The organism is Mizugakiibacter sediminis (assembly GCF_000953855.2).
In the GTDB taxonomy this organism is placed as follows: Bacteria; Pseudomonadota; Gammaproteobacteria; order Xanthomonadales; family Rhodanobacteraceae; genus Mizugakiibacter; species Mizugakiibacter sediminis.
In genome coordinates, this window is record NZ_DF970161.1 from 11,807 (window position 1) to 37,403 (window position 25,597).

Annotated in this window: 24 protein-coding genes; 5 read left to right on the forward strand and 19 right to left on the reverse strand. The window is 73.0% G+C overall.

Going from position 1 to position 25,597, the window contains the following annotated elements; all coding sequences use genetic code 11:
* Positions 1-9: 9 nt before the first annotated feature.
* The 5 genes from MBSD_RS03920 to MBSD_RS03940 all read right to left on the reverse strand — a co-directional run bounded on the left by MBSD_RS03920 (position 10) and on the right by MBSD_RS03940 (position 4,453).
* Complete coding sequence (locus MBSD_RS03920; RefSeq protein ID WP_148667803.1) at positions 10-753, reverse strand: LolA-like protein; 744 nt, start codon at positions 751-753, stop codon at positions 10-12.
* Between the two features lie 157 nt (positions 754-910).
* Complete coding sequence (locus MBSD_RS03925; protein ID WP_062535264.1) at positions 911-1,213, reverse strand: Mpo1-like protein; 303 nt, start codon at positions 1,211-1,213, stop codon at positions 911-913.
* 147 nt (positions 1,214-1,360) lie between these two features.
* Entirely contained in the window at positions 1,361-2,245 is an 885-nt protein-coding gene (locus MBSD_RS03930) for a pirin family protein (RefSeq protein WP_062535266.1), read from the reverse strand.
* A gap of 76 nt (positions 2,246-2,321) precedes the next feature.
* Positions 2,322-3,380 (reverse strand): NADH:flavin oxidoreductase/NADH oxidase, encoded by a 1,059-nt coding sequence (locus MBSD_RS03935; protein WP_062535336.1) that lies wholly within the window; start codon positions 3,378-3,380, stop codon positions 2,322-2,324.
* 161 nt (positions 3,381-3,541) lie between these two features.
* On the reverse strand, positions 3,542-4,453 hold the full coding sequence (locus tag MBSD_RS03940) for an alpha/beta hydrolase family protein (RefSeq protein ID WP_062535269.1): 912 nt from the start codon (positions 4,451-4,453) through the stop codon (positions 3,542-3,544).
* 90 nt (positions 4,454-4,543) lie between these two features.
* Here MBSD_RS03940 and MBSD_RS03945 point away from each other — a divergent pair, with 90 nt between their 5' ends.
* Positions 4,544-5,686, forward strand: coding sequence for a response regulator (locus MBSD_RS03945; protein ID WP_062535271.1), 1,143 nt, complete (start codon positions 4,544-4,546; stop codon positions 5,684-5,686).
* Between the two features lie 43 nt (positions 5,687-5,729).
* Here the strand turns inward: MBSD_RS03945 and MBSD_RS03950 are convergent, their stop codons facing one another.
* Both MBSD_RS03950 and MBSD_RS03955 read right to left on the reverse strand, forming a co-directional pair.
* A complete protein-coding gene (locus MBSD_RS03950) occupies positions 5,730-7,064 on the reverse strand; it encodes a hypothetical protein (protein WP_062535273.1) in 1,335 nt (444 codons plus the stop codon).
* Between the two features lie 179 nt (positions 7,065-7,243).
* Positions 7,244-7,453 (reverse strand): cold-shock protein, encoded by a 210-nt coding sequence (locus MBSD_RS03955; RefSeq protein WP_062535274.1) that lies wholly within the window; start codon positions 7,451-7,453, stop codon positions 7,244-7,246.
* A gap of 459 nt (positions 7,454-7,912) precedes the next feature.
* Between MBSD_RS03955 and MBSD_RS03960 the strand changes: the two genes are divergently transcribed.
* Positions 7,913-8,377, forward strand: a complete 465-nt coding sequence (locus tag MBSD_RS03960) for a glycine zipper 2TM domain-containing protein (RefSeq protein WP_237071739.1) — start codon at positions 7,913-7,915, stop codon at positions 8,375-8,377.
* 69 nt (positions 8,378-8,446) lie between these two features.
* Here MBSD_RS03960 and MBSD_RS03965 read toward each other — a convergent pair whose 3' ends face one another.
* From MBSD_RS03965 to MBSD_RS03995, 7 genes are all read right to left on the reverse strand, one after another.
* Positions 8,447-9,313: a nuclease-related domain-containing protein gene (locus MBSD_RS03965; protein ID WP_148667804.1), complete on the reverse strand. Its 867-nt coding sequence runs from the start codon at positions 9,311-9,313 to the stop codon at positions 8,447-8,449.
* A 38-nt stretch (positions 9,314-9,351) separates the two neighbouring features.
* Positions 9,352-10,545 (reverse strand): efflux RND transporter periplasmic adaptor subunit, encoded by a 1,194-nt coding sequence (locus MBSD_RS03970; protein ID WP_237071740.1) that lies wholly within the window; start codon positions 10,543-10,545, stop codon positions 9,352-9,354.
* A gap of 17 nt (positions 10,546-10,562) precedes the next feature.
* Complete coding sequence (locus tag MBSD_RS03975; RefSeq protein WP_062535338.1) at positions 10,563-12,926, reverse strand: FtsX-like permease family protein; 2,364 nt, start codon at positions 12,924-12,926, stop codon at positions 10,563-10,565.
* Positions 12,923-13,642: an ABC transporter ATP-binding protein gene (locus tag MBSD_RS03980; protein WP_062535281.1), complete on the reverse strand. Its 720-nt coding sequence runs from the start codon at positions 13,640-13,642 to the stop codon at positions 12,923-12,925. Before MBSD_RS03980 ends, MBSD_RS03975 begins: the two co-directional genes overlap by 4 nt.
* A 102-nt stretch (positions 13,643-13,744) precedes the next feature.
* The gene (gene polX / locus MBSD_RS03985; RefSeq protein ID WP_062535283.1) at positions 13,745-15,475 is read right to left on the reverse strand and encodes a DNA polymerase/3'-5' exonuclease PolX; all 1,731 of its coding nucleotides are present in this window, start codon (positions 15,473-15,475) and stop codon (positions 13,745-13,747) included.
* Positions 15,476-15,537: 62 nt separating this feature from the next.
* On the reverse strand, positions 15,538-16,638 hold the full coding sequence (locus MBSD_RS03990; protein ID WP_062535284.1) for a DUF2235 domain-containing protein: 1,101 nt from the start codon (positions 16,636-16,638) through the stop codon (positions 15,538-15,540).
* A gap of 101 nt (positions 16,639-16,739) precedes the next feature.
* Entirely contained in the window at positions 16,740-17,003 is a 264-nt protein-coding gene (locus MBSD_RS03995; RefSeq protein ID WP_062535340.1) for a hypothetical protein, read from the reverse strand.
* Between the two features lie 160 nt (positions 17,004-17,163).
* Between MBSD_RS03995 and MBSD_RS04000 the strand changes: the two genes are divergently transcribed.
* The gene (locus MBSD_RS04000) at positions 17,164-17,616 is read left to right on the forward strand and encodes an SRPBCC family protein (RefSeq protein WP_187300547.1); all 453 of its coding nucleotides are present in this window, start codon (positions 17,164-17,166) and stop codon (positions 17,614-17,616) included.
* Positions 17,617-17,622: 6 nt separating this feature from the next.
* On the opposite strand, the gene MBSD_RS04005 is transcribed toward MBSD_RS04000, so the two are convergent.
* Genes MBSD_RS04005 through MBSD_RS04015 form a run of 3 tightly spaced genes read right to left on the reverse strand, consistent with a single transcriptional unit; the run spans position 17,623 to position 20,115 of the window.
* Positions 17,623-17,826 carry a membrane dipeptidase gene (locus MBSD_RS04005; protein ID WP_062535288.1) on the reverse strand — a complete coding sequence of 68 codons (204 nt, stop codon included), beginning with the start codon at positions 17,824-17,826 and terminating at the stop codon, positions 17,623-17,625.
* 42 nt (positions 17,827-17,868) lie between these two features.
* On the reverse strand, positions 17,869-18,804 hold the full coding sequence (locus MBSD_RS04010; RefSeq protein ID WP_062535289.1) for an MBL fold metallo-hydrolase: 936 nt from the start codon (positions 18,802-18,804) through the stop codon (positions 17,869-17,871).
* Positions 18,805-18,855: 51 nt separating this feature from the next.
* Positions 18,856-20,115, reverse strand: a complete 1,260-nt coding sequence (locus MBSD_RS04015; RefSeq protein WP_062535291.1) for a winged helix-turn-helix domain-containing protein — start codon at positions 20,113-20,115, stop codon at positions 18,856-18,858.
* A 107-nt stretch (positions 20,116-20,222) separates the two neighbouring features.
* On the opposite strand from MBSD_RS04015, the gene MBSD_RS04020 reads away from it, so the two are divergent.
* Both MBSD_RS04020 and MBSD_RS04025 read left to right on the forward strand, forming a co-directional pair.
* Positions 20,223-21,308, forward strand: a complete 1,086-nt coding sequence (locus MBSD_RS04020; protein WP_062535293.1) for a phospholipase A — start codon at positions 20,223-20,225, stop codon at positions 21,306-21,308.
* A 159-nt stretch (positions 21,309-21,467) separates the two neighbouring features.
* On the forward strand, positions 21,468-21,878 hold the full coding sequence (locus MBSD_RS04025) for an EF-hand domain-containing protein (protein WP_062535295.1): 411 nt from the start codon (positions 21,468-21,470) through the stop codon (positions 21,876-21,878).
* A gap of 274 nt (positions 21,879-22,152) precedes the next feature.
* On the opposite strand, the gene MBSD_RS04030 is transcribed toward MBSD_RS04025, so the two are convergent.
* Both MBSD_RS04030 and MBSD_RS04035 read right to left on the reverse strand, forming a co-directional pair.
* Positions 22,153-23,670 (reverse strand): fumarate hydratase, encoded by a 1,518-nt coding sequence (locus MBSD_RS04030; protein WP_062535297.1) that lies wholly within the window; start codon positions 23,668-23,670, stop codon positions 22,153-22,155.
* A gap of 60 nt (positions 23,671-23,730) precedes the next feature.
* Positions 23,731-25,386: a sensor domain-containing diguanylate cyclase gene (locus MBSD_RS04035; protein ID WP_062535299.1), complete on the reverse strand. Its 1,656-nt coding sequence runs from the start codon at positions 25,384-25,386 to the stop codon at positions 23,731-23,733.
* Between the last annotated feature and the right edge of the window lie 211 nt (positions 25,387-25,597).

Consider the following 25,597-nt stretch of genomic DNA (forward strand, 5'->3'; position numbering starts at 1 on the left):
CCGTCCCCCTCAGTGCTTGCCGCCGGCGCCGGCCGGGAATGCGAACATCGCGTCGTCCAGCGGCACGTTGGCCTCGGCCTTGTCGATGCTGATCTTCTGCTTCTGCGTCGTGCCCTTGGTGCCGGTCTCGATCGAGAACGGGAAGTACACGCCGGCGACCTTCTCGTAGTCGCCGTAGTCGGTTTCGGTCTCGACCGGCACGCCGCGCACGATGCGGCGCGCGACCTCGCGGATCTCCAGGAAGTAGTCGGGGTCGAGGTAGACCGTGTAGCTGTCGCCGTTCTTCAGCGTCACCTCGAGCTTGTGCGCCTCGGTGCCGTCGACGTCCTCGGTGCCGAGGTAGCGCACGCTGGCGCCGGCGGCCCTGGCGCCCTGCAGCACGCCGTCGATGTCGGCCTGCTCGGACAGCTCCTTGGCGTCGTCGGCGGACATCGTCGCCGGGTCCTTGCGGCCCTCGAACGGCTGGATCTGCCAGCCCTGCGCGCCGTCCCAGGCCTGCACCATGGTCAGCCCCTGCAGGCTGGCCTCGATGCGCAGGCGGTCGGGACGCTTCTGCATCTGCGCGTAGCCGAGCTGGTAGTCGCCACCGACCATCAGCGTGCCCTGCAGGCGCAGGGTCTTGATCGCCTGCAGCTTGTCGAGCCCGCCGCGCGCCTCGGCGTTCTTCGCTATCAGTTCGTCGGCGCTGAAGGCGTGCGCGGACGCGCTGCCTAGCAGCAACGCCAGCGCCGCGAGCCACATGCATGAACGCATCGATGCATCCTCCCCGTGCCGGGCCGTGCGGCCCATGACGCGCCCTGCGGCGCGGCTGCACCGCCGCCCTGCTCCCGGTCCCCGGCGGCGGATGTCGGGCCAGCATAACGCGGCCGCGACGATGCCGGGCATGGGACATTGGTCACGGGGCGGCGGCTCAGATCGAAACCTTGCCGCGCAGGATCTGCCAGAACATCACCCAGTCGCCGGCCAGGCTCCACAGCGGATGGCGGAACGTCGCCGGCCGGTTCTTCTCGTAGGCGAAATGGCCGATCCAGGCGAAGCCGTAGCCGGCGACCGGCGCCAGCAGCAGCCAGCGCGCCTCGCCGCGCAGCGCGGCCAGCGCGACGATCGCCAGCACCGCGCAACTGCCGATGAAGTGCAGCCGCCGGCAAGTGCGGTTGGCGTGCTCGGACAGGTAGTAGGGATAGAACTCGCGGAAGTTGGCGAATTCGGCCATGGCGCACTCTCCTTTTCGGGGAGACGGGAGACGGTCGAAGCGACGCGGCGCGAAGTCTCGTCGCGTGCCGCTGCGCCGGCGCGGCGCAGCCTTCGCAGCACGGCGGAGTCCGTTCCGTCTTCCGTCTTCCGTCCCCCGTTTCGCCGCTCACCGCTCCGGCAACGGAATGAACTCGTGTTCGCCCGGCACCGGGTCGAAGCGCCCCTCCTTCCAGTCGGCCTTGGCGGCTTCGATGCGCTCGCGCGAACTGGAGACGAAGTTCCACCAGATGAAGCGCGGCTCGCCGAACGGCGCGCCGCCGAACAGCATCACCCGCGAAGGGCGCCGCGCGCGCAGGCGCAACGGCACGCCGCCGAGCTGCACACCCATCTGCATCGCGGCGAGCGTCCGCGCGCCCATCTCGACCTCGCCGTCGACCACGTAGACGCCGCGTTCGGCGTGCCCGGCCGGCAGGTCCAGCGCGGCATCCGCATCCATCTCGCCGCCGAGATAGAACATCGGCGAGAACACGCGCACCGGCGCGCGCTCGCCGTAGGCCTCGCCGGCGATCAGGCGCAGGCGCACGCCGGCGCGCGTCACCTCGGGCAGCGTCGAGGCGTCGTGGTGGTGGAACTCGGGCGCGTCCTCCTCGTGCGCGCGCGGCAGCGCCACCCAGGTCTGAATGCCGTGCAGCGACCCGCCGGCGGCGCGCGCGTCCGGCGGCGTGCGCTCGGAATGCACGATGCCGCGGCCGGCGGTCATCCAGTTGACGTCGCCGGGGACGATGTCCTGCGCGCAGCCCAGGCTGTCGCGATGGCGCATCGCGCCCTCGAACAGGAAGGTCACCGTGGCCAGACCGATGTGCGGATGCGGACGCACGTCCAACCCCTGCCCCGGCGCCAGCCGGGCCGGGCCCATGTGGTCGAAGAAGATGAAGGGACCGACCAGCCGCGCGCGCATGTGCGGCAGCAGGCGGCGCACCGTGAAGCCGTCGCCGAGATCGCGCTCGCGCCCTTCGATCAGGATCGGCTGCGCGGCAGGGGCGTCGTTCATCGCCGGACCCTCGGTCGGATGTCCGTCATCATCGCGCTTTCCCGCTTCGCGCGATAGCTCGGCGCGGCTCCTCCGCTCACCAGCCGCGCAGGTACTGCGGTGGCGCCGTCAGCGCAGCGCCCAGCGCCTTGGCCGCGCGGCGCGGGAAGTACGGATCGCGCAGCGACTCGCGCGCCAGCAGCACCAGGTCGGCGTCGCCTTCGACGATCACGCGCTCGGCCTGCTCGGGCGTGGTGATCAGGCCGACCGCGCCGGTGGCGACGTCCGCCTCGCGGCGGATGCGCGCGGCGAACGGCACCTGGTAGCCGGGCGCGGCCGGGACCTGCACGCGCGGCAGCAGGCCGCCGCTGGAGACGTCGATCAGGTCGGCGCCGAGCGCCTTCAGTCGCCGCGCCAGCTCGACGCTCTGCTCGATGTCCCAGCCGCCGTCCGCCCAGTCGGTCGCCGAGATGCGCACCAGCAGCGGCAGCGTCTGCGGCCACACCGCGCGCACCGCTTCGACCACGGCGCAGGTCAGGCGCACGCGGCGGTCGAAGCTGCCGCCCCAGACGTCCTCGCGCAGGTTCGACAAGGGCGAGAGGAACTGGTGCAGCAGGTAGCCGTGCGCGGCGTGCACCTCGACCGCCTTGAAGCCCGCGTCCAGCGCGCGCCGCGCCGCCGCGCGGAACGCATCGACCACCGCCCGCACACCCGCCTCGTCGAGCGCGCGCGGCACGGGATGCCCGTCGTCGAACGGCAGCGCGCTGGGCGCCACCGGCGTCCACGCGCCCTGCGCGGCCTCCAGCGGACGGCCGCCGCGCCACGGCGCTTCCGTGCTCGCCTTGCGGCCGGCGTGCGCGAGCTGGATGCCCGGCACCGCGCCTTGCTCGGCGATGAAGCGCGCGATCGGCCGCCAGGCCTCGGTCTGCGCCTCGTTCCACAGGCCGGTGTCCCACGGCGTGATGCGCCCTTCCGGCAGCACCGCGGTCGCCTCCGCCATCACCAGCCCGGCGCCGCCCACGGCGCGGCTGCCGAGGTGCACCAGGTGCCAGGCGTTCGGCACGCCCGCCTCGGCCGAGTACTGGCACATCGGCGACACCGCGATGCGGTTGCGCAGCTCCAGCGTGCGCAGGCGCAGGGGCGAAAACAAGTGCATGCGCGACATCCTTCTCCGGTGCGAGGATCGGACGGATCTAGGGCCGTCACCCGCGGACGCAAGGGCTGGGCGCCGCGAACGCCGTGTTCGCCATGCGTCCGCATGCGTGCGGGGACCCCGCTTCGGCCCGCGTCGCCGGACGACGGCGATCATGCGACGGCTCAACGGCCTGCGCCGAGGCCGTCGCCGACCACCTCGCCCAACCACTGCGCGATGCGCGCGGCGACGGCGTCCGGCTGCCTCATCCAGGCGAAATGGTCCGCGGCCACGCCGAGCGTGGCAGCGTCCAGCGTGTCGCTGCGGCGCGGCGCCGCCGGCAGCTTGTCCAGCAGCCAGCGCAGCGAGGCCGCCGGGCCGAGCGCATCCTCGGCGAAACGCAGCGCGTAGACCGGATGCGTCAATGCGCGCAGCGCCGCCTCGAAATCGAACGCCATCCCCGCCACGGCGTAACGCCCGGCGCGCCCGCTGGCCGCCCAGTCGGCGATCACGCCGCGCGCCTCGTCGCCGGCGAAGCGGAAGCGGCGCCCCGGGTAGTGACCGCGCAGGCGCGCCACCAGCGGGAACAGCGTCTGCACGGTGCGCACCGTCCACGCCTGCGGCCGCGGGAAGGTGCGCCAGTACGGCGAACCCGATGCGGCCAGCACCAGCGCATCGGCGTCGCCGGGCGCCAGCGCCAGGCGCAGCGCGGCGAGCTGGCCGCCCAGGCTATGCCCGCCGATCGCCCAGCGCGCCCGCGGCAGCGCGGCGCGCGCGGCCGCGAGACTGGCCGGCAGGTCCAGCGTCAGCAGCTCGCGGTAGCCCCAGTCGCGGCCGCGCCGCGGTCGCAGGTCGCTGCTGGCGGTGCCGCGCCATTCGTGCAGCGCCACGGCGACGCCGCGCGCGGCCAGCGCCTGCGCCAGCGGCAGATAGCGGTGCGCGCCGACGCCCAGCGCCGGCAGCCACAACAGCGCGCGCGCCGCTGCGCCCTCGGCGCCGACCAGGCACAGGTCGGCGCGGGCGCCGTCGGACGCGTGCACGCTCAACGTCTTCACGGCACCGGGCAAAAGTGTGACGGATTCGGCAATGTCGGTCATGCGCGGCTGGGTGGCCCGTGGTCGGCATGCGAAACTCGCGGCGAACCGGCGCAGGTCGCATCCAGAACGCCGGAACAGGGGGATCGTGCCATGAATCAAGCCGCGCAGCGCCAGGAGGCCGACGTGCGCGCCCGCGCCCGTGACTGGGCACAACGTTTCGAACCGCTGCTGCGCGGGCCGTGGACGCAGGACGCGGCGCTGGCGCTGCACGAGGAACTGGACCGCATCGCCAACGCCGCCGACGCCGCCAGCGACGAGCCGCTGGCGATCGCCGCGGTCGAACTGACCGTCTACCTGTGCTATTTCGTCGAGGACGGCAACACGCCGGATGCGGCACAGATGGAAGCCATGCGCCGCATGGCCCGCGGCCTGGCCGGCGAGCGCGTCGAGCCCGCCGCGGCGGACGACGCGCCGGTGACGCTGACCGCGCCGGTCACGCTGGCGGCGCCGGTCGCCGGCGCCACCCTGATGTGCCTGACCGACGACCCCGCGCTGGTGGCGGAGCTGAGCATCGAACTGGCGCAGCACGACATCGGGCTGGTCGCCCACGCCTCCGCCGAATCGGTGCTGGCCGCCTCGCCCTTCGGCGGCATGCACGGCGTGCTCGTCGATGCCAGCCATCTCGGCGCGCTCGACACGCTGGCACGCCAGGGCGCGCGCCTCGCCGCCGAGGCGCAGCGTCCGCTGCTGATCGCCCTGCTGCGCGAGGCGCAGGTGGCGCAACGCATGCAGGCGTTGCGCGCCGGCGCCGATCACGTGCTGGCGGCGGACGCCGGCCTCGCCGCACTGGCGGCGCGCATCGCCCGCCTGCTCGGCAGCTGGAAGCGCGATCCGCTGCGCGTGATGGTGATCGACGACGACCGCAGCCAGGCGGTGTTCTGCGAGAGCGTGCTGCGGCACGCCGGGGTGGTGGCGCGCCTGCACTCCGACCCGCGCGAGGCGCTGGCCGACATCGGCGCCTTCGCGCCCGAGGTCGTGCTGCTCGACCTGTACATGCCCGAGATCGACGGCCTGGAGATGGCCGCGCGCATCCGCGAGCAGCCGGGCACCGAATTCACCTCGATCGTGTTCATCTCCGGCGACCACGAGGCCGACACGCGCTTCCAGGCGCTCGCCGCCGGCGGCGACGACTTCCTGACCAAGCCGGTGTTGCCGCGCCACCTGATCGCCGCGGTGGTCAACCGCGGCCGCCGCGCGCGGCAACTGCGCGCGCGCTTCGAGCCGGCCGGCTGAGGCGCGGCGCCGACCAACGCGCCGCGGCCCGCTCGCGCGGGCGTCAGTGCGCCGCCGGCAGCCGGTTGCGCGCGCGCACGTCGAGCTTCTGCACGCGGCCATCGTCGATGCGCCATACCCCCGCGGGCGTCGCCACCAGGAACGGCAGGCCGGCGCCGAGCTGCTGCGCGATCAGCGTCTCCGACGGCACGGGCGGCTGCGGCTGCGCGAGCTGCAGCACGCGGTAGGCGCGGCCGTCCGCGTCGTGCCGGGCGATGTGCTGGCAGCCGGCCGGCAAGGGCTCGGCATCGAGCGCGGTGACGGCGTCCGGCGCCATGCGGAAGCGGGTGTGGCCGCCGATCCAGACGGTGTCGGCATCCGCGCCGTGCGCCAGCGTGTAGACCAACCAGCCCTGCCCGTCCTCGGGACGCAGCACCGCGCTGCCCAGCGCCGGCGTGCACGGCTTCGCTTGCAACGCCAGCGCGGACTGGCGCGCGCGGTAGCGCGCGGCGAGGTCGTCGCGCTCGAGGTCGTCCGCGCGAGCGGCACGCACGCTGGCCTTGCCGGATGCATCGAAGGCGACCACCCACAACGGCACCGGCGCTTGCGCGCTGCCGCCGAGAAAGTACACGGTGCCGCCCTCGCGCCGCCCCGGCATCGCGATCCAGCCCTTCACGCCGGTGTCCTTGCCCAGATGGCCGGCCTTGCCGAGCACGTCGCCGGCCTTCCAGGCCAGGCGGTCCTGCAGGTAGATCTCGCGGCCGCGCGCTTCGGCGCGATGCAGGGCGGCCGCTTCGGCCGCGGCCGGCGCCACCGCCTGCGCCGTACCCAGCGCCGCGGGGTCGCCCATGCAGGCGGGCGCGCTGGCGTAGTCGAGGCACAGCGTCAGGCTTTGCTCGAAGGCGGTCCAGCGCGCCAGCTCGGCCTTCTGCAGCGGCGTCTTGCCGGGCTCGAACGGCGCGTAGCTGCGCGAGGCGCTGGCCAGCCAGACGCGCGTGCCGTCGCGCATCGCCTTCAGCACGGCGACCTCGCCCTTGCCGCTGCGCGCATCGCGCGGACAGTGCCACATCTCCAGCAAGGTCGGCGGCGCGGCATCCAGGCGCGAGCGCCCGGGCTGCGCCTGCAACTGCGGGCAGGTCGCCTCGCGCTGCTTGCGCAAGGCGGCGAACCAGTCGCCGAGCGGCTGGCCGGCGGGCGCCTCGGCGAGGCGGACTTCGAGGCGTTCGGCGGGATGCTTCGCATCCTCGTCCGCGCGCACGTAGATGCGCTCGTGGTCGCCGCCGGCGATCTCGCGATAGCCGGCCGGCACTTCCCACGCCGCCCACGGCGCGGCGGCGGCGAGCGCCGGCGCCAGCATGCCGGCCATCATCGCGGCCTGCGCGCAACGAAGCATCCGCATGGAGCATTCCTTCCGGCCTGCCGGCCCGCCGCCGGCGGCGGCAGCCTAGCAGAACGCGGCGGGCGCGCCCGTGCGCCGTCCACACCCCGGCGCGGGGGCGCTGCGGCGACGCGCCGCGCAAAAGAAACGCCCCGGGCAGCCGAGCTGCCCGGGGCGCGGGTGACCGGACGCGCGGTCGATCAGGCCGGGGTGACTTCGTCGGCCTGCAGGCCCTTCTGGCCCTGCACGACCTTGAAGCTCACCTTCTGGCCTTCCTGCAGCGTGCGGAAACCGGTGCCGGTGATCGCGCGGAAATGCACGAACACGTCCGGGCCGTTCTCGCGGCTGATGAAGCCGAAGCCCTTGGCCTCGTTGAACCACTTCACGGTGCCGATCTGACGATCCGACATGGGATATCTCCAAACGTTACGAGACTAGGCGGATATCTCGTGACAACCGCCGGCTACTGGTGTGCAGGTAGACACAGGGTGTGAAGCGATGGAGCGTGATCGGAGATCGGCGCTGCATCGGGCCACGATGCACTTGTGACCGTGCAAACACAGCGCGCGCACTATAGCCCAAGCTTTTCGAGAAATCGACCGTACCGGCGCGGCCTCGCCGTTCGCGAACGGGCGGCGGAAAATGCGCCGCGCAGCCGCCTGCGGAGCGCCTTCCGCCGCGCTGCATCAGCGCGGCGACGGGCGGCGCGCACGCCCTCCCCGGCCGCGCCGCAGCCGGCCCGCGGGCGCGTCCGGTCCACGCACCGGCGGACCGACTCCGGGACCCGCGGCCCATCGTTTCCCGTTCAGCGTGCGCGGACTAGACTGGGCATGCACGGACGCGCCGCGTCCGCCCCCGAGGAAATGGCCATGAACACGAAATCCCTGTTCGCTGCCGCGCTCGCCGTCGCGCTGGGCGCGGCCGCCGCCCTGCCGGCCTCCGCCGCGCAGGACGTGATCACCAAGAAGGACGGCAGCATGTACATCCGCTGCTACGACTGCGGCGTCGTACAGCAGGTCAGCTACACGGAGAGCAAGACCGCCGACCACGGCACCGCCGGCGCCGTCATCGGCGCGGTCGCCGGCGGCCTGCTCGGCCACCAGGTCGGCGGCGGCAAGGGCAAGACCGCGGCCACCATCGCCGGCGTCGCCGGCGGCGCCTACGCCGGCAAGAAGATCGGCGAGGGCAAGACCAAGGGCATGTACCAGATCAGCGTGAAGATGTGGGATGGCCGCATGGTCAACGTCAACGTCGAGGACGCCGCCAACCTGCGCCAGGGCGACATCGTGCGCGTGGACGACAAGGGCAACATCACGCTGGTGCAGCAGGGCTGAGCGGCGCGCCGTCGCGCGCATCGCGGGACCGGCCATGCGCCGGTCCCATTGCTTTGCGCGCAGGGGCGCTCAGGCCGCGCGGCGCGCCAGCGCCGCGCCGATGCGTTCCCGCAGGCCGCCGTCCAGCGGCGACACCGACGGTTCCGCCATGAATCCGCAGTCGCGCGGATTGATCACCAGCACGGCGTCGGCGGGCCCCGTGCCCAGCACCTTCCAGCCGGGCAACGCCAGCACCGGCAGCACCGGCACCTCGCCGACCTCCCTGGCCAGCCAGGCCGCCAGCCACTGCGCCTGCGTCCGCACTTCGCGCAGCGGCCGCACCTCCTCCCACACCGGGAACGCCAGCCGCTCGCCGTCGTAGCGCACCTCCGCCGAACCGCCCGGGCGCGCCAGCAGCCGGCTGCCGGTGGCGACGGCATAGACCGCGGCCGGCGCGATCACCACGTGATCGATGCGCACGCCGCCCTCGCCTGCGATGTCGTGCATGACCACGCAATCGCGCCGCGCGAGTTCGTGCAGGCATTGCGCGGTGATCAGCTCCGCGGTCAGCGCATGCTGCAACCGCCGGCGCAGCGCGAAGACGCGGGCGATGCCGGCCAGCCCGACCGCCAGCAGCGCTGCCGCCAGTCCCAGCGGCAGGATGTCGCCGGCGCCGGCCACGGCGTCGGTGCCCACCTGCGCGCCGCGCAGCCACAGCCACAGCAGCGCGAGCAGCAGCGCCGCGATCAACGTCGGCGCCAGCCAGGCCCACGCCCGGCGCTCCAGGCGGGCGATCTGCCGGCGCCGGTAGTCGCCGGGCGCCGGCGCCGGATGTCCCAGGGGGGAGGTCTGCGGGCGCAGCCGCGCCAGCGCCGCGAACACCGCGGCCAGCGCCACGGTGACGGCGAACGGTATCGCCACCGCCGCCGCCACCAGAGCCAGTTTGAAGGTGAGCATCATCCACTCCTTTGCGGCCGCAGCCGCGTGGTCTCGCCTCAGGATCCCGGCGTGGCGGCGGCGCCCGGCAAGGCGCGCACGCGCACGCCGTCGACGATGCGGTCGTCCGGCCAGGCGACGATGCGCTCGCCCGCACGCACGCCGGCGCGGATCTCGGTCGCGCCGCTGCCGCGCCGGCCGATCTGCACCGGCACGGCGCGCGCGCGGCCGCCGCGCACCGCGAACACCGTCCAGCGATCACCGTCGCGCACCAGCGCGCCGCTCGGCACCTGCAGGACGTCGGCGCCTTCGGACAGCACGAACTCCACCTCGACGCGGTAGCCGTCGCCGAGCTGCGCCCACTCGGCGTAGGGCGAGGTGAAGTCCAGGCGCACGTAGGTGCGTTGTTCCTCCACGCCCAGCGCCGACACCTTGGTGAACGCGCCCGGCTCGATGCGCCGCACGCGCGCCTCGAGCGTGTGCGCCCCGCCCCATTCGTGGATCAGCGCGCGCATGCCCGCGCGCAGCTTCACCGCGTCCGCGGACAGCGCCTGCACCTCGATCTCGAGGTCGCGCGGATCGCCGATCTCGAGGATCGCCTGCCCCACCGCCACCGGCACGGCGCTTTCCTGGTAGCGGCGGATCACCACGCCGTCGATCGGCGCGGTCAGCGCCAGCACCTGCCCGCCGCCGCGGCCCTCCAGCGCCAGCAGGCGCTCGTAGGCGGCGTGGCGCTGCGCGGCGGCGGCGAGTTCCGCCTGCGCGGCGTCGCGGCGCTGCGCCGCCTCCTCGGCACGGGCGGCGGCGGCGTCCAGCGCGGAGGGCGCGACCACCGCGCGCATGCCCTGCAGGCGCGTCAGGTCGCTGCGCGCCAGGCGCAGCGCGGTATCGGCCGCCTGCAGCGCGTGGCGCGCGGCGTCCTCGGCCTCGCCCGCCGCGTCGGTTTCCGCGCGCAGGCGTGCGCGCTGCGCGGGATCGTTCAGCGCCGCCACCGAAGGTTCGACCTCGGCGACCCTCTGGCCGGCGCGCACGGGGTCGCCCTCGCGCAGGGTCATGCGGTGCAGCATGCCGCCGACCGGCGCGGCCACCAGATAGCGGTGCTCCAGCCGCGTGCGCCCCTCTTCGACGAAGCTCTGCACGAACGGCGCGCGGCGCACCTCGGCCACCTCGACCGGCAGCGGCGCCGGGCGCAGCCACCACACGGCCAGCGCGGCCGCGGCCAGCAGCGCGCAGGCGATCAGGCTCCAGCGCACGATTCGCTGCTTCGCGTTCATTCCTGCGCCTTCAGTACCGCCAGCAGATCCAGCCGGGCGACGCGACGGTACACCGCCGCCGCCGACAGCGCGGCGGCGGCCAGCGTCGCCAGCGCGGCGATGGCGTAGGTGCCGCTGGTGAAGTGCACCGGGATGCGCATCAGGTCCGACTGCATCGCCGTGGCCATGCCCCAGCACAACAGCGCGCCGGCGGCGAAGCCGAGCGGCACCGCGGCGAGCACCAGCAGCCCCAGTTCGCCCAGCAGGACCGCGCCCACTTCGCGCTCGGTGAAGCCGAGCACGCGCATGGTGGCCAGTTCGCGCGAGCGCTCGGACAGCGCGATGCGCGCCGTGTTGTAGACCACGCCGAAATTGATCAGGCCGCCCAGCAGCAGCGTCACCAGCGTGAACACGAGGATGCTCTCGGCCATGGTGTCGAGGAAACTGCGCAGCGAGGCCATGCGCTCGCCCATGCCGGCCACGCGCGGCCTTCGTTCCAGCGCGTCCATCACCGCGCCCTGCCGCGCCGGCTCGGCGCCGAGCCAGGCGCCCGACACCAGCGCGCCGTCGCCCAGCGCGCGGTCGAGCGTGTCGAGGCGCATGTAGGCGCGCGCGCCGAGGTACTCGTCGACGGTGCCGGCCACGCGGAGAAGCAGCGTGCGCCGGCGGCCCTCCAGCACGTCCACGTCGACGACGTCGCCGACGCGCACGCCCAGCATGCGGGCGAGGTAGGCGTCCAGCAGCAGGCCGTCCGGCGGCAGCGCGACCGGCCGCAACGCGACGTCCATCGGCGTGCGCAGGCGGCCGTTCGCGGGCAGGCCTTCGATGGCGGTGCGGTAGCTGCGCGCGCGGTGGCGCAGGCGCACGCCCACCGCGCGATACGGCTCGACCGCGGTGACGCCGGGCAGCGCGCCCAGTTCGAACAGCGCGGCGCGCGCGGTCGGCTCGGTGAAGTCGACGGCGATGTCGTAGTGCTGGCCGACGTAGAACTCGACCTGCGTCAGATAGTCGATCGCGTCGTTCTGGAAGCGGCCGACCATCATGATCGAACAGCCAAGCGCCAGGCCGACGACGGTCAGCAGCGCCTTGAAGGGATGCCGTTCGAGCTGGCGCAGGATCATGCGCGTCGTCGGCGCGAACCAGCGCTGCAGGCCGAGGCGCTCGGCGAGCAGCGCGCGGTAGCGCTCCGGCGCCGGCGGCCGCATCGCCTCCGCCGGCGGCAGGCGCATCGCGCCGAACACCGCCTGCAGCGTGCCGGCGAACGTGGCGCCGAGGCTGACGCCGAGGCCGCTCGCCACCACGTCCGCGCCGACGCGGTAGTCGAGGAACGGGAAACGGAAGAAGTCGCGGTAGACGCCCGCCATCCAGTGCCCCAGCCAGGCGCCGCCGGCGACGCCGAGCAGCGCGCCGCCGGCGGCGATGAGGGCGACGATGCCGAGGTAATGGCGGGCGACGTCGACATCGGTGTAGCCGACCGCCTTCAGCACCGCCACCTGCCCGCGCTGCGCGCCGACCAGCCGCGTCAGCACCACGTTCAGCAGGAACGCCGAGACGCCGAGGAAGATCGCCGGGAACAGCAGCGCCATCACCGCGAGCTGGCGCAGCTCCGATTCGAGGTAGCGGTGCGAGAGCTGTTCGTCGCGCGCATAGGCGCCGATGCCGCCGTAGCGCGCCAGCAGCGCGTCCACGCGCTGCGCCACCGCCGCCGCCGGCACGCCCGGCCGCAGGCGCAGCGCCACCGTGTTGAAGGCGCCGTCCATGTCCAGCGCCGCCTCCAGGCCGCGTCGCGACGTCCACAGGATGGCGAAGCGCTTGAAGTCGGGAAACGCGCTGCCGGGGCGGATCTGGTAGACGTACTCGGGCGAGCTGGCCACGCCGACCACGCGGAACCACTGGCTGCGGCCGTGCACGATGGCCTGGATGCGGTCGCCCGGCCGGTAGCGGTGCGCGTCGGCGAAAGCGTCGCTCAGCACCGCCTCGTCGCGCGCGTTGGGCGCCGGCAGACGGCCGCGCCGCAGGTACAGCCGGTCCAGCACCGGCGCGCCCGCCACCGGCAGCGACTGCACCACCGCCCGCACCGGGTCGGCGAAGCCGGGCACGCGCAGCGTCGCCGGCGCCACCAGCCGCGTCTCCACCGCCTGCACGCCGTCGATCGCGGCGAGGCGCGCGGCCAGCGTCTCCGGCGCGCGCTTCACCGCGGCCCACATGTCGGCGAAGGCGTAGTCGGCATAGAAGCGCGCGCGCGTCAGTTCCAGCGAACGCCAGGTCGACTGCGACATCACCAAGGTGGCGACGCCGCTGGCCACCACCAGCGCGATCGCGATCGCCTGGCTGCGCAGGCGGCCGAGGTCGCGCAGCGCCTTGCGCGCCAGCGCGCTCACCACGACAGCTCCCGCGCCGGCGTGCGCGTCGGATTCGCTTCCGAGCTGGCGATGCGGCCGTCGGCCATGCGCAGCACGCGATGCGCCATGCGCGCGATGTCGGCGTTGTGGGTGATCACCACCGTGGTGGTGCCGAGCTCCGCGTTGACCCGCTCGATCACCTCCAGCACGCGCACGCCGGTGGGCGAATCCAGCGCGCCGGTCGGCTCGTCGCACAGCAGCACCGCCGGGCGCTTGGCGACGGCGCGCGCGATCGCCACGCGCTGCTGCTCGCCGCCGGAGAGCTGCGCCGGGAAATGGTCCAGGCGCTCGCCCAGGCCGACCAGCGCCAGCGCTTCTTCCGGCGTCATCGGCGCCTCGGCGATGTCGGTGACCAGGGCGACGTTCTCGCGCGCGGTCAGGCTGGGAATCAGGTTGTAGAACTGGAACACGAAGCCGACGTGGGTGCGGCGGAAGCGGGTCAGCGCGCGCGCGCCGGCGGCGGTGAGGTCCTCGCCGTGGTACCAGACCTGCCCGGCGGTCGGCACGTCCAGTCCGCCGAGGATGTTCAGCAGGGTCGACTTGCCGCTGCCGGAAGGGCCGAGCAGCACGACCAGTTCGCCGCCGTGGAGATCCAGATCGACGCCGCGCAAAGCGTGTACCTCGACCTCGCCCATGCGGTAGACCTTGGTGAGGCCGCGGGCGCGAAACACCAGCTCGGGCGACCCCGTCGACATGCGCCGACTATAGCCGCGCGGCACGACCGGGAATCGCCGCGCGCGCGCCGGCCGCGCGGTTTGTCTGATCTGCGTCAAACGCGCCGCGCCGCACGCCGCCGCCTAGCCGCGCATGGTGCCGGCGAGCAGCTTGCGCAGGTCGCGCAGCGCGCGCGTGTTCAGCACGTCGCCCTTCTCCAGCCAGCCGCGGCGCGCCTGGCCGATGCCGTAGCGCAGCACGCCGAAATCGGCCGGCGCGTGCGCGTCGCTGGACACGGCGACCAGCACGCCTTCGTCCCTGGCCATGCGGCAATGCGTGTCCAACAGGTCGAGGCGTTCCGGATGCGCGTTCAGTTCGAGGAAGCAGCCGCGCTGGCGGGCGTGGCGGACGATGCGCTCCATGTCGACGTCGTAGGGCTCGCGCTCGCTGAGCAGGCGGCCGGTCGGATGCGCGAGGATGCTGAAGCACGGCCGGTCCATCGCGCGCAGGATGCGTTCGGTCTGCTGCTTGCGCGACAGGTGGAAGGCGCTGTGCACCGCGCCGACCACCAGGTCGAGGCGCGCCAGCACCTTGTCCGGCAGGTCCAGCGCGCCGTCCTCGAGGATGTCGACCTCGATGCCCTTCAGCAGGGTGATGCCGCGCAGCGTGTCGTTGAGGCGATCGATGGCGTCGATCTGCTTGCCCAGCCGCGCGGCGTCCAGGCCGTGCGCCATGCTCACACGCTTCGAATGCTCGGTGACGGCCAGGTATTCGAGGCCGGCCGCGCGCGCCGCCGCGGCCATCTCCTCCAGCGTGCCGCGGCCGTCGGTGGCGGTGGTGTGCGCATGCAGGTCGCCGCGCAGGTCGTCGAGCTCCACCAGCTCCGGCAGCGCGTGCCGGCGCGCGGCCTCGATCTCGCCGCGGTCCTCGCGCAGCTCGGGCGGCACCCAGTCGAGTTCGAGGGTGCGGTAGACGGACGCTTCGGTGTCGCCGGCGATGCGCTCGCCGTCGCGGAACACGCCGTACTCGTTGATCTTCAGTCCGCGCTGCTGCGCCATGCGCCGCAGCTCGATGTTGTGCGCCTTCGAGCCGGTGAAGTAGACCAGCGCGGCGCCGTAGCTCTCCGGCGCGACCACGCGCAGGTCCACCTGCAGGCCGCTCTTCAGCACCACGCTGGCGCGCGTGCCGCCCTTGGCCAGCACGCGGTCGACCTCGTCGTAGGCGACGAAGCGCTCGGCCACCGGGCCGCCGTGCCGCGCCGACACCAGCACGTCGATATCGCCGACCGTCTCGCGCATGCGCCGGTAGCTGCCGGCGATCACGGCGTCCCGCACGCCGCGCGCGCCGCGCAGCCACGCGAGCAGCGCCTCGGCGTAGGCCGCCGCCTTCGCCAGCGGCATGCGCTGCTCGCGGCCGACGTAGGCGGACGCCGCCTCGAGGATGCGCTTCTCGCTGGTGGCGCCGAAACCCGGCAGCTCGCGGATGCGCCCGTCGCGCGCGGCGCGCAGCAGTTGCTCCGGCGTCTCGACGTGCAGCTCGCGGTAGAGCGTGCGCACGCGCTTCGGCCCCAGGCCCGGCACGCGCAGCAGGTCGGTGATGCCGGCGGGGAAGCCGCGGCGCAGGCGCTGCAGCGCGGCGCAACCGCCGGTGTCGAGGATCTCGCGGATCTTGCCGGCCAGATCCGCGCCGATGCCGGGGATGTCCTCGAGCTCGTGCCCGCGGCGCACCCACAGGTCGAGCTCCTCGGGCCAGCCCTCGATGGTGCGCGCGGCGTTGACGTAGGCGCGGATGCGGAACGGGTTGGCGTCCTGCAGCGCCAGCAGATCGGCGATCTCCTGGAACACGGCGGCGATGTCCGCGTTGTGGACGGCCATGGCGGCGCACCCGGCGGCGACGGCGTCAGGCTAGCACCGCGGCGGGAGGCGGCGCGACGGCGTCAGGGACGGATGTCGGGCGGCACCGCGATGCCGCCGCGGATCACCGCCTCGACCAGGCCGGGCGGCCGGTAACCGGCGTCGAGGCGCCAGCGCCGCCACACCGATTCGTCCACTGTCTCGTTGACGCCGCCGCCGACGGCGCGGTCGTACGGCGGCTTCAGCGCGCGGTAGAGGCCGTACATGAACTCGCGATAGGAATCGTTCGGCGTGGCGGCGTCGGCGCCGGGCGCCGGCTCGAACGGCGCGTCGAAGGCCAGCCCCGCGCGCATGGCCATGCGCTGCAGCCAGGCCAGCGCGAGGTCGGGCAGCGGATCGGGCCGGCGGCCGGCGCCATCCTGGCGGTAGCCGCCGCCGACGTCGGCATGCGCGCCGATGAACCAGCGCTGCTCGACTTCGGCCTGCTCCGGCTTCTTCTCCAGCACCGCCTCGCCGGCCGCGCCCTTGCGCGTCCACTTGGTCGGCGCGTAGTCGGCGCGGCGCTCGTTCAGCGCCATCGCGTGATAGGCGTACCGCACGATCTTGCTGAGCTCGGTGTCGTGGAAGCTGTAGCGCGCCCGCGCGCCGGGAAACCAGGACGCGACGTCGGGAATGCCGAGCGAGCCCACCGTGTCCCACACGCCGATCATGCGGATGCCGATCTCCACCGAATGCTGCGCGCGGAACGCCACCGCGCGCGGATCGTCGGGATGGATGTCGGCGGTGCGGTAGAAGTCGTACGCGCTCGCGATCTGCCTCGCGTCCAGGCGGCGGTCGGCGCCGGTCTCGAGCAGGCCGCACTTGCGGATCAGCCCGCCGAGGCTGCGCGCGGTATACGCGCCGCGGCTGAAGCCGAACAGGAACACCGCATCGTCCGGCTGCCACTGCTCGCACAGCCAGCGGTAACCCGCCTGCACGTGGTCGGACAGGCCCCAGCCGAACGCCCCGCCCAGCCAGTGCGTCAGACCGGGCTTCACGCCGACGCCGACAATGTAGCGGCAGAGCTGCGGCGTTCCCTGCGCGTCGCTGGCGGCGATCAGCCGCGCCAGGCGCTCGACGTTGGTGCCCGACTCGGCCTTGTTCCAGGTGCCGTCGAACAGCACCACGAGGTTTCTGCCCGGCATGGCGGCCTCCGCGGCGTCCGCGCTGGCGCGAATCTACGCCGGCCCGGCGGCAGCGCCAACTGGGTGACGTCCGACCCGCCGAACGGCGATATGCAGGCCAGTCAGCGTTCGCGCAGGCGGTGGCTGTCGGCGGCGCCGAGGTCGAGCCCATAGACGCGCTTGAGGTCGGCGACGCGCTTCAGCGTCGCCGCCGAGAACGGCGGCTTGTTCTCCAGTGCGTGCAGCGCCACGCCCTCGAGCAGATCGCCCAGCGACAGATCGAGGTATTCGGCCAGGCCCTTCAGCACCTTCAGCAGGCGCTTCTCCAGACGCACGCCGGTCTGTACGCGTTCCACCTCGCGGCGCGGCTCGTCTCGGTTCGACATCTCGGGCTCCTCGGTCGGCGTGGTCATTCCAGCCGTGCCGGCCGGATTGTTGATATGTTACCATGGTACATATCAACCACAGCAGGCCATCGCCATGCATCTCCTGCCCCGCAGCCTGGGCGCCGCCCTCGTCCTCCTTGTCTCCAGTGGGGCTACCGCCATGTCCCACGCCTCCGGCAGCCAAACCCGCACGTTCACCCTGCCCGCGCCCTGCGCGCGAGTGTTCCCCTACTTCACCGCCGAAGGCGAGCGTCAGTGGGCGCCCGGCTGGGCACCGGAGATGCTGAGCGGCGACCGCAAGCGCGGCAGCGCGTTCCGCACGCGCGCGCCGGACGGCCGCGTCACCACCTGGATCGTCAGCGCTTACGAACCCGCCACCCATCGCGTCAGCTACGCGCGGCTGGCCGAAGGTTCCAACATCGGGCTGGTGGACGTGCGCTGCGAGCCGGCCGATGCCGGGCGATCGCGCATCAGCGTCAGCTACACGCTGACCGCGCTCGGCTCGGAGGGCGACGCCTACGTGCGCGCCTTCCTCGACGACGCGGCCTACACCGCCTACATCGACGAGTGGCGGCAGCAGCTGACCGCGGCGCTGGCGCGCGAGCCGCGCTGAGCGGGTTCAGCCGCCCCACACCTCGCGGAACAGCCGCGCGAAGTTGCCGCCGAGGATCTTGGCGATGCGCGCGTCGCTGTGGCCGCGCTTCGCCAGCAGCGCGGCCAGCGTCTCGAAGCGCCACGGCGTGTTCGGGTCCGGCGCGGCATCTCGGCGCCCGGCCAGCGCGCCCATCTGCAGGAAACGGCGACGGTTCATGGTGACGGACATCGGTGCCCCCTTGCCGGCAACGGTTGACGATGCGGCGCCCCCTCAACCCCGGGCGCCACGCTGCAGCCAGACTTCCAGCCCCTGTGCGTTCAGCTCGATGTCGATATCGAGGAGTTCGCGCATCGTCGCATCGGCGAGCGTGCAGCCATGCGCACGCGCGCGATCGAGGTACAGCTCGGCCAGGGCGGCGACGAGGCGCGCGTGGCGATCGGGCGCCGCGGCATGTTCGCGGGCGAGGCGCACCATCGTGTCGATCTGCGCCTTCAGGTCTTCCGCCAGCCGCGGCACGTCGCCGACGCGACTGTAGTGGGTTAGGTACATCGCCTGCGGCGCGTAACCGAGCATGCGGTCGATCGAGGCGCGCAGCGCGTCCGGCTCGAACTGCACCGGCGAGGTGGTCGGCAGGACGAACGCGCCGCGCGCGGTGTCGAACTCGCGGTAGGACAGGCCGAAGGTGTCGCCGGGAAAGAACGCGCGGCTGCGCGCGTCCCAGATCGAGATGTGGTGGCGCGCATGGCCGGGCGTGTCGAGGCAGAGCAGCGGGCGGCCGGCGAGATCGATGACGTGGCCGTCCTCCGCCTGCACGACGCGCTCGGCCGGCACCGGCACCGGTTCGCCGTAGGAACGCCGCACTTCCTCCTCGCCGTACACCGCGGAGGCGCCGGCCACCAGCGCCGAGGGATCGATCATGTGCCGCGCGCCGCGCGGATGCACGATCAGCGTCGCGTTCGGCAACTCGCGCAGCAGCGCGCCGGCGCCGCCGGCGTGGTCGAGGTGCACGTGGGTCAGGATCACGTAGTCGACCGCCGACGCCGGCAGGCCTTGCGCGAACAGCGCGGCCAGCAGGCGCGGCACCGAATGGTTGGTGCCGACGTCGACGAAGGCGGCGCGGCCGTCCTCGACGATCAGGTGGCTGGCGTCGAAGCGCGGCCGGCAGAAGCCGGTGTCGATCGCGATGATGCCGTGTTCGGGCTGCATGGCTTGCATCCGGGGTGGCCGTGGACACGCATGATAGGCAATCCGCTGCGCTCAGCGCCGCACGGCGGCGACCGCCTTCAGCGCCGCGCGCAGCGTCGAGGCGAAGGCGCGCGGCTCGCAGCGGTGCAGCGCGACGCGCGGCGTGCCGTGCCAGTCCGCGCATGCGCGCAACGCCTGCGCCAGCGCGGCGGCCAGCGCCGCGTCCGGCGCGACGCCCTCCTCCAGATACAGCGCATGCACCTCGAACACGCCGTCGGCGCGGTGCGCCTTGGCGTCGAGGCGGCCGACCAGACGGCCGCGGTGCAGGATCGGCAGCACGAAATAGCCGTAGCGGCGCTTCGGCGCCGGCGCATAGCACTCCAGCGTGTAGTCGAAATCGAACAGCCCGCGGGCGCGCTCGCGGTCCCACACCACCGGATCGAATGGCGACAGCAGCGTGGTGCGCGTGGCGCGCAGCGCGCCGGCGGCGGCGCGCTCGGCCAGCGCGCGCTGCGCGGCGTGCACGTAAGCGGGCGCGTCCCAGCCGCGCACCGCGACGGGCAGCAGCTCGCCCGCGGCGATCAGCGGCTCGAGCTCGGCCTCCGTGATGCGGCGGCCGAGACGGAAATAGTCGGCGATCCAGCGCGCCTGCGCGATGCCGAGCGCCTGCACCGTGCGCAGGATCGAAGCGCGGCGCGCCTCCGCGGCGCTCGGCACCGGCAGCGTGGACGGGTCCGGATCGAGGCGCCCGAGCACGCGCTCGCGCACGTCGTAGACGCGCTGGAAGCGCTCGCGGCGCGCGACCATCAGCTCGCCCAGCGCGAACCACGCTTCCAGCCAGCGCTTCTCCGCCTTCCAGCCCCACCAGCCGCCGGCGCTGCCGTCGCTGCGCCCGAAGTCGGCGGCGCGCACCGGACCGCGTTCACGCACGTGCGCCAGCAGACGCTCCATGCTCTCGCGGTGCTCGGCGTGCATGCGCAGGGCGTGGCGATACGCCCAGTGCTGCGCGCGCGACTCGCGGTGCGCGCAGTGCAGCGGCCAGTCGGCCATCGGCGCGAAGCAGGCCTCGTGCGCCCAGCATTCGAACACCCTGCCCTCGGCCAGCAGCGCGTCCAGCCATGCCAGCGGATAGGCGCCGACGCGCGAGAACAGCACCAGATAGGGGCTGCGCGCGACCACGTGGATGGTGTCGATCTGCAGGATCTGCATGCGCGCGATCGCCTGCAGCAGCGTCTGCGGCGTCGCGCGGGCGCGCAGGCGCGCCGACAGGCCTTGCGCGGCGAGATGCAGCTGGCGCGCCTGCGCGAGTCCGAGCGTGAGGGTCGTGGCCATGGGGATTCCCGTCGATGCTTCCCGATGATCGCAAACCGTGCGGGCGATGTGACCGTGACGATCCGCGCTTGCCGTATGCTTCGCGCGACCCCGTACGGAACGCCCCGATGCGCACCCCTGCGACGCTGTACGCACTCGGTTGCCTCGCCTGCGCCCTGGCCGGCGCGCCTGCTCACGCCGGCGAGACGCCGCCGCCCGATCCGAAGGCCTGCACGGCGATCACCGCCGACGCCGAGCGCCTGGCCTGCTACGACCGCGCGATGGGCCGCTTCGCGCCGACCGCGCATTCGCCGCTGAGGACGGCGCCGCCGCCCGAATCGCCGCAGGACCCGCTGCGCTATGCGCGCACCGAACCGCTGCCGCAGGCGTCCGCGCCGCTGTCGCTGCTGGACAGCCGCTGGGAGCTGTCGCCGCAATCGAAGCTCGGCAATTTCCATCTGCGCGCCTACAAGCCGGTCTATCTGCTGCCCGCGTTCTACACCAGCAAGACCAACCAGACGCCGTCGAGCCCGGCCCCGGGCCACACCGTGACCCGATCCGAAGGTCTCGACAAGACCGAATCCAAGTTCCAGCTGAGCCTGAAGACCAAGATCTGGCAAGGCATCTTCGGCGACAACGGCGACCTGTGGATGGGCTACACGCAGACCTCGCATTGGCAGGTCTACAACAGCGACATCTCGCGGCCCTTCCGCGAGACCAACTACGAGCCGGAAGCCATCCTCGCCTTCCGCACGAACTACGACGCATTGGGCTGGAAGGGCCGCCTGTTCGGCGTCGGCGTCGATCACCAGTCCAACGGCCGCGCCGATCCGCTGTCGCGCAGCTGGAACCGCGTGATCTTCGACATCGGCCTCGAGCGCGAAGGCTGGACGCTGATGCTGCGGCCGTGGATCCGCGTTCCGGAAAGCCGCAGGAACGACGACAACCCCGACATCAGCGACTACATGGGCCGCGGCGATCTGCTGCTGGTGCACGACTGGGGCAGCGGCCACGAGCTGGCGCTGATGCTGCGCCACTCGCTGCGCGGCGGCGACCGCTCGCACGGCGCCATGCAGCTCGACTGGGCCTTCCCGATCAAGAACGAGCTGCGCGGCCACGTGCAGATCTTCAGCGGCTACGGCGAGAGCCTGATCGACTACAACCACCAGGCGACCTACGTCGGCGTGGGCGTGTCGATGCTGGAGTGGTACTGAACGCGGCGCGAAGTTCCGCGCCGCGGCACGACGCGTTCGGCCGCAATTAAGTTTGGCGACCTACAGTGTGGCGTGAGCGACGCGCCGCCTTCGGCGCATGCACGGAAGCACGGCGCGTCCTCCCTTTCCCATGACCGTTCATACGCACGGAGGTAGACCATGAACCTGTCGATCCGCCCGTTCGCCCTCGCGCTGGCGCTGGTCGCGCCGTTCGCCCATGCACAAGCCACGATGCCGGCGCCCGCCGCGACCGCCGCGCAGACCGCTCCCGCGAGCGCTGCGTTGCCGGCCCCGGCGGGCAGCGTGTCCGCGGCGCCATCCGCCGCCGCCCAGCCGCTGTCGACCACTACCCTGCAGACCGCCCAGGGCGAGGTGACGATCCGCTCGGTGATGCCGGCGGCGGGCAGCGCGCCGCCGCGGCCCGATTTCGCCGCGCTGGACACCAACCACGACGGCTCGATCAGCCCCGAGGAAGCCTCGGCCTATCCGCCGCTGGCCAACGAGTTCGAGCTCGCCGACGCCAACCACAACGGCAAGGTGTCCAAGGCCGAGTACGACGCCTGGCACTGAGTAGGCGCCGAAGGGCGGGCTCGTCCTGCGCGACGGCGCCGCCGATACAGACGCGAACACAGTCTGAACAAATCGGCCGACGTCATGCCCGCGAAAGCGGGCATCCAAGGAACACGGCAAATGGCTGGCACGCCGCTGCAGCGGCGTGCCCTTCCGGCCGCCTTCGGCGCTCGCCGCGGCATCCCGTCTCCGCAGAATGGCGGATCGTCCGGCGGCTCGCTGCGTCCGCCGCTCCGCACCGGCGGGACGGGACGCCTCGCCCCGCCGGCGCGGTTCACGCCATCACGACGGGAATCTTGCCGATCTTCGCCCGCCACTCGCGCGGGCCGGTCTGGTGCACCGAGGTGCCTGCGCTGTCGACGGCGACGGTGACCGGCATGTCGCGCACCTCGAATTCGTAGATCGCCTCCATGCCGAGATCCTCGAACGCGACCACGCGCGCCGCGCGGATCGCCTTCGAGACGAGGTAGGCCGCGCCGCCGACCGCCATCAGGTAGACGGCCTTGTGGTCCCTGATCGCTTCGATCGCGGCCGGGCCGCGCTCGGCCTTGCCGACCATGCCGAGCAGGCCGGTCTTCTCCAGCATGGTGCGGGTGAACTTGTCCATGCGCGTGGCCGTGGTCGGGCCGGCCGGGCCGACCACTTCGTCGCGCACCGGATCGACCGGCCCGACGTAGTAGATGAAGCGGCCGTCGAAATCGACCGGCAACTTTTCGCCGCGCGCCAGCATGTCGACCATGCGCTTGTGCGCGGCGTCGCGGCCGGTGAGCAGCCTGCCGTTCAGCAGCAGCACCTCGCCCGGCTTCCAGCTCGCCACTTCCTCGCGCGTCACCGCGTCGAGGTTCACGCGCCGGCCCTTGCCGGTGTCGTAGGTCAGCTTCGGCCAGTCCTCCAGCGACGGCGGCGCCAACGCCACCGGCCCCGAGCCGTCCATCACGAAGTGCGCGTGCCGCGTCGCCGCGCAGTTCGGGATCATCGCCACCGGCAGGTTGGCGGCGTGCGTCGGATAGTCCTTGATCTTGACGTCGAGCACCGTGGTCAGGCCGCCCAGGCCTTGTGCGCCGATGCCGAGCGCGTTGACCTTCTCGTACAGTTCGATGCGCAGTTCCTCGGCGCGATTGCGCGGGCCGCGCGCGATCAGCGCCTGGATGTCGATCGGTTCCATCAGCGCTTCCTTGGCCAGCAGCATCGCCTTCTCGGCGGTGCCGCCGATGCCGATGCCGAGCATGCCCGGCGGGCACCAGCCGGCGCCCATCGCCGGCACCGTCTGCAGCACCCAGTCGACGATCGAGTCGGACGGATTCAGCATCGCGAACTTCGACTTCGCCTCGGAGCCGCCGCCCTTGGCGGCCACGGTCACGTCGAGCTTGTCGCCCGGCACCACGCTGAAGTTGATCACCGCCGGCGTGTTGTCGCGGGTGTTGGCGCGTTTGCCGGCCGGGTCGGCCAGCACCGAGGCGCGCAGCGTGTTGCCGGCGTCGCGGTAGGCGCGGCGCACGCCTTCGTTGACCATGTCCTCGACGCTCATCGTCGCGCCGTCCCAGCGCACGTCCATGCCGATCTTCAGGAACACGGTGACGATCCCGGTATCCTGGCAGATCGGCCGGTGGCCCTCGGCACACATGCGCGAGTTGATCAGGATCTGCGCGATGGCATCGCGCGCGGCCGGCGACTGTTCGCGCTCGTAGGCGGCGGCGAGGCTCTTGATGTAGTCGACCGGGTGGTAATAGGAGATGTACTGCAGCGCGTCGGCGACGCTCTGGATCAGGTCGTCCTGCTTGATGACGGTCATGGCGGGTTGCCGGTGGGTGGAACGGGACCGCCGCGGCCCGGCCGCGGCAAACGCGCGATTCTACCGCGTCGCGGCCGCGGCCGATTCCGGCGGCGCCGCGGCCAGCATCACGCAGTCGCGGCCGGCGTTCTTCGCGGCGTACATCGCCGCGTCCGCGCGCGCGATCAGCGAGGCCGTGTCCTCGCCCGGCGCCAGTTCGGCGATGCCGATGCTGACGGTCAGCGGCCGCCCGCCGGCGTCGACGGCGATGCCGAGGCCGCGCAGCCGCCCGCGCGCGCGCCCGGCATAGCGCTGCGCCTGCTCCAGGTCGCAGCCGGGCAGCGCCACGGTGAATTCCTCGCCGCCGTAGCGGCCCACCTCGGCCCGCGGCTGCGACGGGTCGCGCAGCACGGCGACGAACGCCAGCAACGCGTCGTCGCCGGCACGGTGGCCGAAGTTGTCGTTCAGCGACTTGAAGCGGTCGAGGTCGAGGAACAGCACGCACAGCGGCTGTTCGGCGCGCGCCGCCTCGCGCACGCGCTGGCGCAGGCGCTCGGTCCAGGCGCGGCGATTGAGCACGCCGGTGAAGGCGTCGGCGTCGGCCTGCGCGCGCGCCAGGTCGAGATCGCGGCGCAGGTCCAGCGCGCGGTGCGCCAGGCCGAGCGACAGCACCGCCGCCTCGAACGCCGCCGCGGCGATGCAGGCGTCGTTGATCCACAGCACGTCCGGCAGCGCGCCGGAGGTCTGCGCGCTGTCGATCGCGGTCAGCACCAGCAACGGCGTCCAGCCGGCCAGGAAGAACCGCGCGTAGCGCGAGCCGCGCCAGGCGCCGACGAGGCTGGCGGCCAGCGTCAGCAGCGTGCCGACGATCAGTGCCGGATTGATCGCCGCGCGCACCGCGGCGCGCGGCGCCTCCGCCGGCAGCAGGGCCAGCAGCGACAGCGCGGCGACGGCGGCGCCGAACGCCATCAGCGCCCGCCCCAGCCGCGGCGCGTAGCGGCGCAAATCGGCGAAGCGCGCGAGGAAGGCCATGGCGCAGCCCACCGCCAGGCCGACCGCCACCCGTCCCCACAGCAGCGGCGAGGCGGCGATCGTCTCGATGCCGAGCGGGCGCACCGCATAACCCGACTGGATCGCCTGCACCACCAGGTAGCCGAGCATGTAGCCGGCGTACAGCACCAGGGTGGCGTCGCGCAGGATCGCGGCGAACGCCAGGCCCATCAGCGCCATCGCCAGCATCACGCCGAAACAGGCGCTGACGAACGCCAGCCAGCGCGTGTCCTCGCGCTGGAAGGCGCGCTCGCTCGTCAATGCGAACGCCATCGGCCCCGACATGGTCGGATACGGTTCGATGCGCAGGCGCAGCGGCTGGCCGGCGGCGGGCGGATGCGCGATGCGGAAGGCGATGCGACCGTGCGCGTGCAGCGCGCTGGCGTCGGAGTCGTTCAGCGCGCCGGCCTGCGGTTCCGCATCGTCCAGCAGCGCGATCGTGCCGAGCGGCGGGTGCCGCACCACCAGCACCCACGGCGGCGCGGGCCAATGGCCGCCGGCGGGAAGCAATTCCACCAGCGCGCCGTCGGGATGGCGCGGAAACGCCTGCAGACGCGCCGGATCGAAATCGTGCCAAACGGCGGGGACGGCGGGGACGGCGGCGGCGGCCCAACGGCCCTGCAGCACGACTTCGGCCGCCTGGCCGCGGCACGCGAACAGGGCGACGGCCAGCAGCAGCACGGTCATGAATCCGCGGCGTCCCGCCAACGTCATCGCCACGACTTCACCCCGGCCGTCTCCCCACGCCCGCGTCGTCCGTGCGCGTTCGACGGAGATCGCGTCGCCGCCTATCGTAGCGCAGCCTCGTGCCGCCGCCCCTCCGGCGTGACTATCGTCATGGGCCGGGCCGCGCGGCGCCGCGCTAGCCTTGAACGGCCCCCCGTCACGGAACCCATGC